This window comes from Flavobacterium tiangeerense, from assembly GCF_007830355.1.
Taxonomy (GTDB): domain Bacteria; phylum Bacteroidota; class Bacteroidia; order Flavobacteriales; family Flavobacteriaceae; genus Flavobacterium; species Flavobacterium tiangeerense.
Map to the genome: position 1 here is coordinate 222,490 of NZ_VLKO01000002.1, position 16,528 is coordinate 239,017.

The window sequence follows — 16,528 nt, forward strand, 5'->3', positions numbered from 1 at the left end:
ATAAAGAGGACCATTGAGAATACACTTCACCAAATAAAATGAACAAAAAAAAGCCCCTACAGAGTAGAGGCTTAAATTTTAGTGATGAAGAGCCTGTTCTCCAGGTTTCATTGGTACATTTTGTGGTACGAAATCCTCTTCATGATTAGGATTACTGTAGTCATATGGCCAACGGTGAACTTCAGGAATCTCACCTGGCCAGTTACCGTGGATATGTTCAACTGGAGCAGTCCATTCTAATGTATTAGATTTCCAAGGATTCATTACAGATTTTTTACCGTAAAAAATACTACTGAAGAAATTATATAAGAAAATCAATTGAAAAGCACCACCTATAAGAGCAAACGTTGTAATTAAAACATTCACGTTTTGTAAGTCATCAAATAAAGGGAAGTTAGTATTAGTATAATAACGTCTTGGTAAACCAGCCAAACCGATAAAATGCATAGGGAAAAATACACCATAAGCACAAATAGCAGTAACCCAGAAGTGAACATAACCTAAGTTCTTATTCAACATTCTTCCAAACATTCTTGGAAACCAGTGGTAAATACCAGCAAACATTCCGTAAAGAGCACTAATACCCATTACTAAGTGAAAGTGAGCTACTACAAAGTAAGTATCGTGCACGTTAATATCTAGCGTACTATCTCCTAAAATAATACCAGTTAAACCACCAGTAATAAAAGTTGACACCAACCCTATTGAAAATAACATAGCAGGATTAAGCTGTAAGTTACCTTTCCACAAGGTAGTAATATAATTAAATGCCTTAACAGCAGATGGAATTGCAATCAAAAGAGTTGTAAAAGTAAACACAGAACCTAGGAAAGGATTCATCCCTGAGATAAACATGTGGTGACCCCAAACTATTGTCGATAAGAAAGCAATTGCAAGAATTGACATAATCATCGCTCTGTAACCAAAAATTGGTTTACGAGAATTTGTTGCAATAACTTCAGATGTAATACCTAAAGCAGGTAATAAAACGATATAAACTTCAGGATGTCCTAAAAACCAAAACAAGTGCTCAAATAAAACTGGAGAACCTCCTTGGTAATGCAATACTTCACCAGCAATGTATATATCAGATAAGAAGAAAGAAGTACCGAAACTTCTATCAAAAATTAACAACAAAGCAGCTGACAAAAGTACTGGAAAGGAAACAATACCAATAATAGCGGTAACAAAGAAAGCCCAGATAGTCAAAGGCAACCTTGTCATAGTCATACCTTTAGTTCTTAAGTTAATAACCGTAACAACATAATTTAAAGACCCCATCAAAGAAGAAGCAATAAACAATGCCATAGAAACTAACCAAAGTGTCATACCCATACCAGAACCAGGAATAGCTTGTGGTAAAGCACTTAATGGCGGATAAATTGTCCATCCAGATGATGCTGGACCAGCTTCAACAAACAAAGAAGAAATCATTACAATACTAGAAACAAAAAACAGCCAGTAAGAAACCATGTTCATGAAACCAGATGCCATATCTCTTGCACCAATTTGAAGTGGTATAAGAAGGTTACTAAAAGTTCCACTTAACGCGGCGGTTAGTACAAAGAAAACCATTATGGTTCCGTGTATGGTAACAAGAGCTAGGTAAATATCATTTGCCATAACTCCATTAGGAGCAAATTTATCACCTAATAAAATATTAAATATTTTAAAAGATTCTTCTGGCCATGCTAGTTGCATTCTAAATAACATCGACATACCAACACCAATGATACCCATAATAATACCTGTTATCAAGTACTGCTTGGCAATCATTTTGTGATCTATACTAAAAATATATTTAGTAATAAAAGTGTCTTTGTGGTGGTGTTCGTGTTCGTGATCTATAGCGTGATCGTGACCTTCTGCTGACATATATTTATACTTTAAATTTTCTTAATAATTATTTAGCTGCCATTACAGCAACATCATCTTTTTTTGCACTACTACTGTCAATTGATTTTGCATCACCAGTTGCAGCTGGAGCAGCTAATGAAGCTTTAACTTCATTTACTACTGTTGCTTTATCTTTTAACCAAGCTTGATAATCTTCTGGAGTATCAACAATAATCTTCATTTGCATATTGTAATGTGATGCACCACAAATTTTATTACATAATAAAAGATAATCAAAAGTGTATGGATCAAGAGCTGGTTCACCTTTGGCAACTAATGCCTCACTTTTCTTAGCTCTCAAAGCATTAATATTAGCAACTTTTTCTACCATAAAAGGTAATTCTCTGTACTCTGCAGTCGTATAAATAGGCTCAAAAGCAAATTGTGTAACCATACCAGGAACGCAATTCATTTGAGCTCTAAAATGTGGCATGTAAGCAGAGTGTAATACATCTTGAGATCTCATTTTAAAAAGTATCTTTTTCCCCTTAGGAATATGCAATTCAGTAACTACGATATCATCTTGTGAATAAGAATCTGCTAAGTCAATTCCAACAGTATTTACACCTTCAATATAGCGAACATTAGCTTTACCAAGAACGTTATCTTCACCTGAATATCTTGCTTTCCAGTTAAATTGCTGAGCATAAAGCTCAATAACAACTGTATCTTCGTCCTCATCAACAAACATTATATTTGTCCACGCATACAATCCATACAAAATTAAACCAGCAAGAACTACGGCAGGAATAATACTCCATACAGCCTCTAACTTATTATTATCAGCAAAAAACAAAGCTTTTTGACCTTCTTTACCTCTATATTTAAAAGCAAAATAATGAACTAAAACCTGTGTAATAGCTTGAACAATAAATATAAGTATCCAAGTAATGTTCATTAAATTATCAACTTGACCACCATGTGCTGAAGCAGGAGTATGCAGTACTAAAGGACCCCATTTTATTAAACCGTAAATGGTGAAAATATAGATAAAAGCTAAGAAACCAAACATTAAATAACCTTGAATATTGTTATCCTTATCAGTTGCGATTTCTGTATTATCTGAAGTAGATCCAACTTGCGTTAGGTCGAAGATTTTAGTCAATTGCCATAAAGCAATAGCTAATAAAACTAAAACTATAATTACTAACAAACTTGTCATCTGTTTTTTTCTTTAAAAATTAATAATGAAAATGTTTACTTTCCTCAATAAACGGATTTCTTTTTGCTAGCAGAGGGGATTTAGATAAAGCAGTGAAAACTACATAAATAAATAAACCTAGGAAGAAAAGGATTGAAGCTATTTCAGATACACCTATAAACCAACTGTCACCAACCGTACCTGGCATAATCATATTGAAAAAATCTAAATAATGACCCATCAGGATTATAACACCAGCCATAACAATTACCCAAGATATTCTCTTGAAATCTGTATTGATCAATATTAGCAATGGGAATAAGAAATTCATAACTACAGCTCCAAAGAATGGCAAATTGTATAATTGAATTCTAGTTATAAAATATGTCACCTCCTCAGGAATATTAGCATACCAGATTAGCATAAACTGTGAAAACCACAAGTAAGTCCAAAAAACGCTTAGACCGAACATAAATTTAGCTAAATCGTGTATATGGCCATTATTAACAAATTCTAAATAACCTCTTGACTTTAAATATAAAGTCACCAAAGCTATTGTAGTAACACCACTAACAAAAAAACTTGCAAAAACGTACCAACCAAACAAAGTACTAAACCAGTGCGGATCTATTGACATAATCCAGTCCCAAGACATTATTGATTCAGAAACAATAAAAAACACAAGAAACATTGCTGAAAGCTTAAAGTTTTTCTTGTACAACAAATCATCTGACGCCTCATCTTGTGCAAGACAATTTTTTCTTGAATAGAATTGATATAAACACCAACCTGTCAAAAATATAGCAGCTCTAACAATCCAAAAAGGGAAATTTAAAAAACTTGTTTTATTAGCAATTAATTTGTCCGTAGCAACGACTTCAGGGTCTAACCATATAAACATATGATTAAAATGTAAACCACATAAGATTAGCAAAACAAAGAAAATAGCAGCTCCCACAGGTAAATAAGATGTAATACCTTGCATAACTCTGAAGAGAACAGGAGACCAACCCGCTTGTGCCACTTGTTGGATTGCATAAAAAACTAAAACACCTAATGACACAAGCATAAAAAATATACAGGCAACATACAAAGCAGACCATGGTTTATTTTGCAATTGATGCAATACATGATTTAAATGTTCAGTGTGTTCATCATCAGATGAAACTTCATGTTTTGGTGAAGAAGAGTTCGTTTCAGCATGATTTTCCTCTGTTGAACCATGCGCTTCATGAGAATTTGATTCACTTGAACTTCCATGTTCTTTTTGAACAGCGTGTGTACCATGACTATCAGCAGCAAGAATTTCTTCAACTTCTTTAATATCTTTTGGTGCAGTGTAAAAACCATAACCTATACCTAATAAACCAATGGCCATTAAGACAAAAGAAATAGTTTTTAATTTACTTGAAAATGTATACATATCTATTACGATCAGTTTGTTCAACAATTATAATTCACTTTTTAATTTCAGAACATAGTCAGTAACTAACCAACGCTCTTGGGGACTCAACTGATTTGCATGTGAACCCATTGAATTCAAACCATAAGTTATAACATGAAATATACTACCCTCAGTAATAACTCTGTCTTTATAACTAGGTACACCTAGGAATTTTTCACGCTCAACTAATTTACCCTTACCGTTACCAGATGCACCATGGCAACTAATACAATAAATTTCAAATAGTGCTTTACCTTTCTCAAGATCTCTACCTAAAGAATCAAGAGGAGATTTCAAATTGGCTTTAGCCAATTCATAACCAGCTGTAGTATTTTCATACTCATAAGGTACAAAACCTCTATTCAATGAACCTTTTGCAGGTAATTGTGCTTCTTGACCATTTTTAAACGCATCAGACTCTGAATAGGTCTCATAACCTAAAGACTCATACATATTTGGAAAATACTGATAGTTCGGTGCCTTATTATCATGGCAAGATGAAACTAAAATTACGATACCAAATAATAGTGCTATTTTATATATGCTTTTCATAACTATAATTAATGCTTATCTATTACTTTAACTTCAACCGCACCTGTATTTTGAAAGAAAGAAACTAATTCTTCTTCGTTATCATGTACAGCAACTTCCATTAAAAAATGGTCATCTGTAGTTCTTACATCTGGATTCTCAGCTTCTTTAAAAGGCCATAATTTACTTCTCATATAAAAAGTAATAACCATCAAGTGAGCTGCAAAAAATACAGTAAGCTCAAACATAATTGGCACAAATGCAGGCATGTTTTCAATGTAACTGAAGCTAGGCTTACCTCCAATATCTTGTGGCCAATCTTGAATCATAATATAATTCATCATAGCAGTTGCTACCGAAATTCCAACACATCCATACAAGAAAGCACAAATAGCTAATCTTGTAGGGGCTATCCCCATAGCTTTATCCAAACCGTGAACAGGAAATGGACAAAAAACTTCTTCAATATGATGATGAGCTGCTCTAGTCTTCTTTACTGCGTCCATCAAAATATCATCGTCATTATAAATGGCGTATATTACTTTATTACTCATGATGTGAATCTTTATTTGCTTCTCTTGCGCGTTTGTAATTATCTCCAGTTGCTTTTAAAATTGTTTTAACTTCAGCTTGTGCAATAACCGGGAAAGTTCTTGAATAAAGAAGGAACAACACAAAGAAAAAACCAATTGTACCAATGAATATACCAATATCAACAAAGGTAGGTGAAAACATAGTCCATGAAGATGGTAAATAATCTCTATGTAAAGAGGTAACAATAATTACAAATCTTTCAAACCACATTCCAATATTTACAACAATTGATATTATGAATGAAAACATAATACTTGTACGTAATTTTTTGAACCACATAAACTGAGGTGAAAACACATTACAAGTCATCATTGCCCAATAGGCCCACCAGTAAGGTCCAGTAGCTCTGTTTAAGAAAGCATATTGTTCGTACTCTACTCCTGAATACCATGCTACAAAAAGCTCAGTTATATAAGCAACACCCACGATAGAACCCGTAATCATGATTACTATATTCATTAACTCGATGTGCTGTACTGTAATGTATGCTTCTAAATTTGAAACTTTTCTCATAATGATCAACAACGTGTTAACCATAGCGAAACCTGAAAATACAGCCCCAGCAACGAAATATGGAGGAAATATAGTGGTATGCCAACCTGGAATAACCGAGGTAGCAAAGTCCATCGATACAATAGTGTGTACTGACAATACTAGAGGAGTAGCTAAACCAGCAAGAACAAGAGAAACTTCCTCAAAACGTTGCCAATCTTTTGCTCTACCACTCCAACCGAAACTCAAAATTGAATAAACTCTTTTATTAAAAGGAGTTACAGCACGATCTCTAAGCATTGCAAAATCTGGTAATAAACCTGTCCACCAGAAAACTAATGATACAGATAAATAAGTAGAGATTGCAAATACATCCCAAAGTAATGGTGAATTAAAATTTACCCATAATGATCCAAATTGATTTGGTATTGGTAAAACCCAGTAAGCCAACCAAGGACGACCCATGTGAATGATTGGAAATAAACCTGCCTGAATAACCGAAAAAATAGTCATTGCTTCAGCAGAACGGTTAATTGCCATTCTCCATCTTTGACGGAAAAGTAAAAGTACAGCTGAAATAAGTGTACCAGCGTGACCAATACCAACCCACCAAACGAAGTTAGTAATATCCCAAGCCCAACCTACTGTCTTGTTTAAACCCCATGTACCAATACCTGTAGATACAGTGTATACGATACACCCAAGTCCCCAAAGGAAGGCTATTAATGCAATTGAAAATACAATCCACCAATGTTTATTTGCCTTACCTTCAACAGGTGCGGCTACGTCTACAGTTACATCATGATAAGTTTTATCACCTATAACTAAGGGTTTTCTAATGGTTGCTTCGTAGTGAGACGACATAATCCTTTATATTGATTCTTAATTAATTTTTTTTGTACTAAGTATTTCTAACTTTAACATGATAAATCACATTAGGTTTAGTTCCAACATGTTCTAATAAATGATACATTCTATCATCAGCAGCAAGTTTTGCAACTTCAGCATCTTTATCATTTACATCTCCAAAAATCATAGCTCCTGTAGAACATGCATTTGAACATGCAGTTTGGAATTCGCCATCAACAATTGTTCTTCCTTCTCTTTTGGCTTTAAGTATAGTTGCTTGTGTCATTTGAATACACATAGAACATTTCTCCATAACACCTCTTGAACGAACATTAACATCAGGGTTTAAAACCATACGTCCTAAATCATCATTCATATGATAATCAAATTCACTGTTTTTGTTATACAAGAACCAGTTAAAACGACGTACTTTATAAGGACAGTTGTTAGCGCAATAACGTGTACCAACACATCTGTTGTAAGCCATGTGGTTTTGACCTTGACGAGAGTGTGAAGTTGCAGCAACTGGACAAACAGTTTCACAAGGCGCATGGTTACAGTGCTGACACATAACTGGCTGGAAAGAAACTTGAGGATTATCTCCTGCTTTTTCCATTTCATTAAATGTAGACAAAGAACTTGTTAAACCAGCAATATTTTCTTTTCTCTCATTATCTCCCTCAAAAGTACTTTCTGATGAATAGTATCTGTCAATACGCAACCAGTGCATATCACGACTTCTTCTAACTTCAGATTTACCTACGACAGGAACGTTATTTTCAGCATGACAAGCGATAACACAAGCTCCACAACCAGTACAAGCATTTAAATCAATTGAAAGATTAAAATGATGACCTGTTGAACGATCAAATGAATCCCATAAATCTACTTTAGTTGCCTCAACTTCTTTATGATCTAAAGAAACCATCGGTTGTTCATTCCATATGTGAGCATCTTTTGTATTGAATATTTCAAGAGAAGTTTCTTTAATAATATCACCTCTACCCATTAATGTCTTTTGACCTTGAACACAAGCAAACTCATGTTCTCCATCAGCTTTAGCTAATGTAATAGATTGAACATTATTGAAACCTTTATATAAAGAGTAAGCGTTTAAACCTACCATCATTTCTTCTTTCAAAGCAGCTTTGCGACCATAACCTAAAGCTAAACCTACAGTTCCAACAGCTTGACCAGGTTGTACAATTACAGGTACATTTTCAAGTTTTAAACCATCTGCAGTCGTAATTGTAGCATAACTTCCGTTTAAACCTCCGTTAGCAACAATCTCATTAGACAATTCATATTTAATTGCGTCAGCATTAGATACAGTTACATAATTATCCCAAGACACTCTTGTAATAGGATCTGGAAACTCTTGTAACCATGGGTTATTTGCTTGCTGACCATCACCTAAACCTGTTTTAGTATACAATACTAACTCAAGACCTTGAGACACCTTAGTAGCAGCTAAAGCATTTGCAGCAGCAGAATAATCCGCACTTCCTGAACCTACAGTTGGTACAGTAGAAACAAAAACACCATCATGTAATACTTTATTCCAAGACGAACCTGAAATAATTGAAGAACTCGTATTTTTAATATAATCATAAAAAGAACCTGCAGTTCCGTTTAATGACAACAAAACATCTTGAAATTGTTTTGTATTGAAAAGCGGACGAATAGTTGGCTGAGTCAAAGAATAAGTTCCTTTAACCAGACTTAAATCATTCCAAGATTCTAAATAATGAGGAACAGCAGCAGCTACTGTAGACAACAAAGCAGTTTCATCTTCTTTCAATGAGAATGCAACTGATGTTTTAACTTTCTTTAAACCTTCTTGAAAACTTACGCTATCTGCTAAAGTATATAAAGGATTCACACCACTCATGATAAGAGTATGAACTTTCCCAGCTTTCATATCAGCTACTAATTGAGATACATTAGATGCTGAACCTTTTCTAATTTGCCTTAAACCTGCAGTAACAAATGATTCACTAGCAAGAGCTTGATTAATAGCCAAAACTAATAATTGAGCATTTTTATCTTGAATTCCAGAAACCAAAACACCCTTACTTCCTGCAGCTTTTAACTGCTGTGCAGCTTTGGTAACTTCTGATTTAAATTTATCTTCAAGTTTAACTGAAACAGAAGAACCTGTTACAATATTATATATGTGAACTAAAGCTTGCTTTTGGGCTGAAACAGACATTGGCAAACGCTTGTCAGCAGCAGCTCCTGATAATGTCATATTAGACTCTAATTGGAAATGACGTGACATTTTTCCAGCTTTTGGTATCCTACCTTTAGCATAACCAGTATCAAAACTACCTCCTTGCCAATCTCCAAGGAAATCAGCTCCTACAGAAACAATCAAAGAAGCCTTAGAAAAATCATAATCCACTAATGCTCTTTCACCATAAACCAATTCAAAAGCATCAAGAGCTTCAGACTCTGATACCGCATCATAAACTATATGTTTAGAATTAGGATTTTTTGATACAAATTCAGAAATCAATCTTTCAGTAGATGGACTAGCTAATGTATTTGTTAAAAGAACAACCTGTCCTCCTTTAGCTTTTGCATCTGCAATACTTGATTTAATCTTAGCATCAACAGCAGACCAAGTTGAATCTTTCCCCTCAATCTTTGGCTCTTTAAGACGCATACTATCATACAACGATAAGATAGATGCATGAATCCTTGCATTTGCTGTAAATTTAGCTCCAGCAATAGTATTATTATCAATCTTAATAGGACGTCCTTCCCTGGTTTTCACCAAAAGATTTGCAAAATCAAATCCGTCAAAAACTGAAGTAGCGTAATAATCCGCAACTCCAGGAATAATTTGCTCAGGTTGAAGAACGTATGGTATTGATTTATTAACAGGACCCTCACATGCTGCCAAAGTAGCAGCAGCAGTACTAAAACCAACGTACTTTAAGAAATCACGACGTGATGTTGAAGAAGATGATAATGCATCACTATTTCCTAAAAATTCATCATTAGGAATTTCTTCAACAAATTCGTTATTTCTTAGCGCCTCAACAATAGAACTATTTTGGTCTAGTTCCTCAACACTTTTCCAGTATTTTTTGTTTGATGACATATATAAATATTAAAATCTTAATAATTTGATTAATAGTGGCATTTACCACACTCTAAACCACCCATTTGCGCGGCAGTCAACTTATCTACACCATATTTTTTAGAAAGCTCTTCATGGATTTTAGTGTAATATTCATTACCCTCCATTTTAACCTCAGTTTTTCTATGACAATCAATACACCATCCCATTGTTAATGGAGCAAACTGTTTTTGAATTTCATATTCTTCAACAGGACCGTGACATGTTTGACATTCAATTCCTCCAACAGTTACGTGTTGTGAGTGATTAAAGTAAACAAAATCTGGAAGATTGTGAATACGAACCCATTTTACCGGCTGCGTTTTCCCTGTATACGTTTGAGTTGCTTGATCCCAACCAACAGCAGTATATAATTTCTGAATTTGCTCATCATAAAAAGCTTTGCTATACTCTGGAGTAGCAGTTGTCTCAGCAACTTCAGCAATGTTTTTATGGCAATTCATACATATATTTAGAGATGGAATACCTCCGTTTTTACTTACACGTGCAGCTGAGTGACAGTATTTACAGTTTATTTCATTATCACCAGCGTGAATTCTGTGTGAGTAATGTATTGGCTGTATTGGCTCATACCCCTGATCAACACCTACCTGCATGAAGAAACCATACACATAATAAGCACTTGTAAGAAGTAGGAAAATAACAGTTACCAAAATCAAAAATTGATTTTTAGCAAACGCTTGCCAAATTGGAGTTGTTTTAGCTTTTGGTTCAACTACTATCCCGTTTGCTTTTGCAACTTTAGACAGCACTTTGTTTACTAAAACTAACATTACTACCAACACTACTAATACTAGCGCAAGAGCAGCTAATATAAGATTGTTTGAAATACCGCTATCAGCAACTGGACCACCAGGAACAGCAGTAGCACCACCAGCAGCTGGAGCAGCTACTTCAGCTTTAGGCTCAGAAGTGTAAGCTATAATGTTATCAATATCAGCATTTGATAATTGAGGAAATGAAGACATTACTGACTTGTTGTTTTCTTCAAAAACCTTAACGGCTTGAGCATCACCTGATTTAATCAAGTCCGAACTGTTTTTTACCCATTTATAAAGCCATGCCATTTCGTACTTACTAGCAATACCTCTAAGTGCAGGACCTGTAGCTTTAGCATCTAACTTGTGACATGCAGCACAATTTGCATTAAACAATTCTTTACCTTTAGCAGCATCTCCACCAGAAGCAGCAGCAGGAGCCGCGGCCGCATCAGGAGCAGCAACAGCGGCAGCTTCTTGAGCAAATGAAGTGAAAGAGAAAATTAACGATAAGGCTACGCCTAAAAATAATTTTCTTGTGATCGAATTATGGTTACCCACCTTTTTCATATAGTATAATGATTATCTACTAAAAATTGGCACAGTCTTTACTAATAGACTTAGAAGGACTGCTCCTTTGTTTAAAATATTGGACAAAAATACGATATAAGAACTATTCTCAAAACCCTAAAATAGTCTTAATTTCAATTTATATTTATTCTAAATAACGTATTTGATTTGGTATTAAACACTAAATATTAATTTTGCATAAAAACATACACATTATGAGAATTTTAAGCCTGAAAGCTTCACTTATCGCCCTTATTTCAACAGCATTTTTTCATTCGAAATCAACTGCACAACAGCAAAATATTTCCATAAAACAAGACTCAAAATTTGAGCAATTGCTTACAGAAAAAAGAAAAACAAATCAATCAAACACTGTAAATGACCGTTTTAAAATTCAAATTTACAGTGGCGATAGTGAGAAAGCAAAATCGACATTAAATGAATTTAGACAAGAGTTCAATGACATTGAGGGAACCATCGTATTCTTTGCGCCAAATTATAAAGTTTGGATAGGGAATTTCAAATCTAGAATAGAAGCCGAAAGACATATAGTAGCTATCAAAAAAAAGTATCCAAATCTCAATTTGATTCGTCCCAACAAATAAAGATTGTATAAAACTCTTAAACACATCCACTAAAGCCGTTCTTTTTGAATGGCTTTTTTTATACACAAAGAAGTAAAAAAATTTAATTAAAAGAGCATAGGATTGTAAAATTACAAAACGCATAAAATGATAGTTATTACTGAATACCATTAATAAATTTAAACCTCTTCAATTACAAAATACCATTTTACAAAAAAGTTCTAAAATAAAAAAATCCCGACGAATCGGGATTTTAAAACTATAAAAGAAAAAATTATTTCAATTTCTTTTTAACGGCAACTTCATGGTAAGATTCAATAACATCACGTTCTTCAATGTCATTATATCCTTTAATTTGAATACCACAATCGTATCCTTTGGCTACGTCTCTAACGTCATCTTTAAAACGTTTAAGAGCTAATAACTCTCCAGTGAATACAACTACACCATCACGAATAACACGCATCTTGGCATTCTTAACAATTTTACCATCCATAACCATACTTCCGGCAATAGAACCAACTTTAGAAATTTTGAAAATCTCTCTAATCTCAGCTGTACCAAGAATTTCTTCTTTCATTTCAGGAGCTAACATTCCTTCCATTGCATCTTTCAAGTCATCGATAGCTGCATAGATAATAGAGTAATAACGGATATCTATTTCTTCTTTGTCTGCTAATTGTCTTGCATTTCCAGCTGGACGAACATTAAATCCAATAATAATTGCATCTGAAGCAGAAGCCAACATTACATCAGTTTCTGTAATAGCTCCAACACCTTTGTGGATAATATTGATTTGTATTTCTTCAGTAGACAATTTAGAGAACGAATCAGACAACGCTTCAACAGATCCATCAACATCCCCCTTAAGGATAATGTTCAATTCTTTAAATTGACCCAATGCTATTCTTCGTCCGATTTCGTCTAATGTAATATGACGTTGAGTACGTACTGATTGTTCACGCATCAATTGAGAACGTTTTGAAGCAATTTGTTTCGCTTCTTTTTCGTCTTCAAAAATATTGAACTTATCACCCGCTGTTGCTGCTCCATCAAGACCAAGAACTGAAACCGGAGTCGAAGGACCCGCAACAGTTACAATGTTCCCTCTTTCGTCATGCATGGCTTTAATTTTACCATGATGCTTACCAGCCAACATATAATCTCCAATTTTCAAAGTTCCGTTTTGAACTAAAATCGTAGAAACATATCCTTTTCCTTTGTCCAAGAATGCCTCAACAACAGTTCCTTGTGCCGCTTTGTTTGGATTTGATTTTAAATCTAAAAGTTCTGCTTCAAGCAATACTTTTTCTAATAATTCTTTAACACCTGTTCCTACTTTCGCAGAAATATCATGTGATTGAATTTTTCCACCCCAATCTTCAACAAGTAAATTCATACCTGCTAATCTTTCTTTTACTTTTTCAGGATTAGCATTTGGCTTATCAATTTTATTGATAGCAAATATGATAGGAACCCCCGCTGCTTGAGCATGGCTAATTGCCTCTTTAGTTTGCGGCATGATATCATCATCAGCAGCAATCACAATAATAGCAATATCGGTAACTTGAGCACCACGCGCACGCATCGCAGTAAACGCTTCGTGACCCGGTGTATCTAAGAATGCAATTTTTTGTCCGTTATCCAAAGTTACTCCGTAGGCACCAATATGTTGTGTAATTCCTCCAGATTCACCTGCAATTACGTTTTCTTTACGAATGTAATCCAGTAACGATGTCTTACCGTGATCGACGTGACCCATTACCGTTACAATTGGCGCTCTAAAAACTAAATCTTCTTCTCTGTCTTCAACAACCTGAATTGCTTCTTCGATATCAACAGTGATAAATTCAACTTCATAACCAAATTCATCAGCAACAATAGTCAACGTTTCTGCGTCAAGACGTTGGTTCATGGTAACCATGATTCCAAGTGACATACACGTACCAATAACTTTGGTAATTGGCACATCCATCATGATTGCAATTTCACCTACAGTTACAAATTCAGTAACCTTAATAGTTTTACTTCCTTCGTCTAAAGCTCTTTGCTCATCATCAGATTTCTGACGGTGTGTATCCCTTTTATCTCTTCTGTATTTAGCAGCTTTAGATTTACCACCTTTACCTTGTAGTTTCTCTAAAGTCTCTCTAATTTGATTTTTAACTTCTTCTTCTGTTGGCTCAACTTTTGCAACAATTGCAGGTCTGTTTCCTTTTACGAAACCAGGTCTTGCACTTCTATTTGCATTAAATCCACCACCACCAGTGTTAGGCGTAATTTTATTTGGATTTGGAGCACCTGGAACAGCAGGAGGCCTTGGCGCACCTGGTTTAGGAGCTATCCTTTTACGTTTATTCTTATTGGCATTAGCTGCCGCAGAACCTGGAGCACCTGGTTTATTAGGTGTAATCTTTGGCTCTTCTTTTTTCTTTTTAGGTTTATTGAATTGTGATAAATCAATAATCTGCCCTGTTAGAGTAGTACCAGATAATTTTTGGTATTGAGTGGTAATAGTTTCGTCAGCAGCAACCTCTTCAGATTTTACCGGTTCAACTTTTTCAACAACCTTAGGAGCTTCAGGTATTTCAGCTACAGGTTCCTTTGCTACTTCTTTAGGAGAAATTACAGGTTTTGATTCTTTCGCATCTGAAGTAATTTTAGTATCCAAAGGTTTCGGAACAATTTTATTTTCTGCTGGCGTAATCTTTACAGCAGGAACCTCTACACTTTTAGGTGCAGACTCTACTTTTGGCACTTCTTTTACAGGAGGGACAATTGCAGCTTTTTTTGGATTTAAATCAATCTTACCTACTTGAACAGGTCCAGATATCACCGCTCTTGCTTTGATAACTTCCTGTTGTTTTGCTCGTTCTTCATCAAGTTTACGTTTATCCTCGATTTCTTTTTCTCGCTCTAAACGTAATGCTTCCTTCTCTTTTCTTTTCTCTTCTCCCACTTCTTTAGAAGCTTCTTTATTCCCTTTGTCACCAGCAAATTGACCGCACAAAACATTGTATATATCGTCAGAAATTTTTGCGTTTGGATTTGCATCGATTGCAATTCCCTTATCTTTTAGATAATCCACAGCTCTTTCCAAAGAAATATTCAATTCCCTTAAAACTTTGTTTATTCTAATAATTCTCTCTTCAGACATAAAACCTTTTTATATTTACCTTTTTTGTTATTCCTCACTTTACTCCTATCCGATACCTACCGAACTAGATTTATTGTAAAATGGCATGTTTATAGTTGAAGACCCGTTGACTAACTGTCAAATTCCTCTTTTAATATTCTCATTACATCTAAGATTGTTTCCTCTTCTAGATCTGTTCTTCTAACTAAGTCATCTACATCTTGGCTCAAGATACTTTTTGCAGTATCCAAACCAATTTTAGCAAATTCCTCAATAACCCAATCCTCAATTTCATCTGAAAATTCAGTTAACTCAACGTCATCCTCATCAGCAGTAGCACCAGCTACATCACCCTCACGAATCACGTCTAATTCATATCCTGTCAATAATCCAGCTAATTTAATATTGTGTCCTCCACGACCAATAGCTTTAGAAACCTCCTCTAATTTCAAGAAAACTTCAGCTCTTTTAGTTTCCTCATTGATTTTAATTGAAGAAACTTTTGCTGGACTTAAAGCACGTGTTATTAATAACTGAATATTACTAGTATAATTGATAACATCAATATTCTCATTTCCTAATTCACGAACAATACCATGAATTCTAGAACCTTTCATTCCCACACAAGCACCTACAGGATCAATTCTATCGTCATAAGAATCTACGGCTACTTTTGCTTTTTCACCAGGTATTCTTACCACTTTTTTAACCATTATTAAACCGTCAAAAACTTCAGGAATTTCTTGTTCAAATAATTTTTCCAAAAACTTCTCAGAAGTTCTAGACATAATTATTTGCGGTTTATTTCCTTTCAATTCAACACTTTCTATAATACCTCTAACATTATCACCTTTACGGAAAAAGTCAGATGGGATTTGTTTTTCTTTTGGAAGCACAATTTCATTCCCTTCATCATCTACTAAAATAACAACTCTAGGACGTACATGATGTACTTCGGCAGTATAAATATCACCAATTAAATCCTTAAATTGCTTGTAAAGATTCGTATTGTCGTGCTCATGTATTTTTGAAATCAAGTTTTGGCGTAAAGCAAGAATAGCTCTACGACCTAAATCAATAAGTTTTACTTCTTCAGATACTTCTTCACCAATTTCAAAATCTGGTTCAATCTTTCTAGCTTCTGTTAAAGTTATTTCAAGGTGATCAAAGTCTAAATCTTCATCCGCAACGATTACTCTTCTTTGCCATATCTCCATATCTCCTTTGTCAGGATTTATGATGATGTCAAAATTATCATCTGAACCGTACTTTTTCTTCAATGCATTTCTAAATACATCTTCTAAAATTGCCATAAGCGTTACACGATCAATGAGTTTATCATCTTTAAACTCTGAAAATGAATCGATTAATGCTAAATTTTCCAT

At 34.5% G+C, this 16,528-nt stretch carries 11 protein-coding genes; 1 reads left to right on the forward strand and 10 read right to left on the reverse strand.

Going from position 1 to position 16,528, the window contains the following annotated elements:
* Nucleotides 1–78 precede the first annotated feature (78 nt).
* From IQ05_RS02675 to IQ05_RS02710, 8 genes are read right to left on the reverse strand one after another with little or no spacing between them, the layout of a single operon-like run.
* The gene (locus tag IQ05_RS02675; RefSeq protein ID WP_144889567.1) at nucleotides 79–1,875 is read right to left on the reverse strand and encodes a cytochrome c oxidase subunit I; all 1,797 of its coding nucleotides are present in this window, start codon (nucleotides 1,873–1,875) and stop codon (nucleotides 79–81) included.
* 28 nt (nucleotides 1,876–1,903) lie between these two features.
* Nucleotides 1,904–3,058, reverse strand: a complete 1,155-nt coding sequence (locus IQ05_RS02680) for a cytochrome c oxidase subunit II (RefSeq protein WP_144889569.1) — start codon at nucleotides 3,056–3,058, stop codon at nucleotides 1,904–1,906.
* A gap of 19 nt (nucleotides 3,059–3,077) precedes the next feature.
* Nucleotides 3,078–4,460 carry a cation-translocating P-type ATPase gene (locus IQ05_RS02685; RefSeq protein WP_144889571.1) on the reverse strand — a complete coding sequence of 461 codons (1,383 nt, stop codon included), beginning with the start codon at nucleotides 4,458–4,460 and terminating at the stop codon, nucleotides 3,078–3,080.
* Between the two features lie 27 nt (nucleotides 4,461–4,487).
* Nucleotides 4,488–5,033, reverse strand: coding sequence for a c-type cytochrome (locus IQ05_RS02690; protein ID WP_144889573.1), 546 nt, complete (start codon nucleotides 5,031–5,033; stop codon nucleotides 4,488–4,490).
* Between the two features lie 8 nt (nucleotides 5,034–5,041).
* The gene (locus IQ05_RS02695; protein ID WP_144889575.1) at nucleotides 5,042–5,566 is read right to left on the reverse strand and encodes a DUF3341 domain-containing protein; all 525 of its coding nucleotides are present in this window, start codon (nucleotides 5,564–5,566) and stop codon (nucleotides 5,042–5,044) included.
* A complete protein-coding gene (gene nrfD / locus IQ05_RS02700; protein ID WP_144889577.1) occupies nucleotides 5,559–6,962 on the reverse strand; it encodes an NrfD/PsrC family molybdoenzyme membrane anchor subunit in 1,404 nt (467 codons plus the stop codon). The genes IQ05_RS02695 and nrfD overlap by 8 nt, the downstream gene beginning before the upstream one ends.
* A 37-nt stretch (nucleotides 6,963–6,999) precedes the next feature.
* Nucleotides 7,000–10,056: a TAT-variant-translocated molybdopterin oxidoreductase gene (locus IQ05_RS02705; RefSeq protein WP_144889579.1), complete on the reverse strand. Its 3,057-nt coding sequence runs from the start codon at nucleotides 10,054–10,056 to the stop codon at nucleotides 7,000–7,002.
* A 29-nt stretch (nucleotides 10,057–10,085) separates the two neighbouring features.
* On the reverse strand, nucleotides 10,086–11,423 hold the full coding sequence (locus IQ05_RS02710; protein WP_144889581.1) for a c-type cytochrome: 1,338 nt from the start codon (nucleotides 11,421–11,423) through the stop codon (nucleotides 10,086–10,088).
* A gap of 215 nt (nucleotides 11,424–11,638) precedes the next feature.
* Here IQ05_RS02710 and IQ05_RS02715 point away from each other — a divergent pair, with 215 nt between their 5' ends.
* Nucleotides 11,639–12,028 (forward strand): SPOR domain-containing protein, encoded by a 390-nt coding sequence (locus IQ05_RS02715; protein WP_144889583.1) that lies wholly within the window; start codon nucleotides 11,639–11,641, stop codon nucleotides 12,026–12,028.
* Nucleotides 12,029–12,281: 253 nt separating this feature from the next.
* Here the strand turns inward: IQ05_RS02715 and infB are convergent, their stop codons facing one another.
* Both infB and nusA read right to left on the reverse strand, forming a co-directional pair.
* The gene (infB, locus tag IQ05_RS02720; RefSeq protein WP_144889585.1) at nucleotides 12,282–15,164 is read right to left on the reverse strand and encodes a translation initiation factor IF-2; all 2,883 of its coding nucleotides are present in this window, start codon (nucleotides 15,162–15,164) and stop codon (nucleotides 12,282–12,284) included.
* Between the two features lie 110 nt (nucleotides 15,165–15,274).
* A complete protein-coding gene (gene nusA / locus IQ05_RS02725) occupies nucleotides 15,275–16,528 on the reverse strand; it encodes a transcription termination factor NusA (protein ID WP_144889586.1) in 1,254 nt (417 codons plus the stop codon).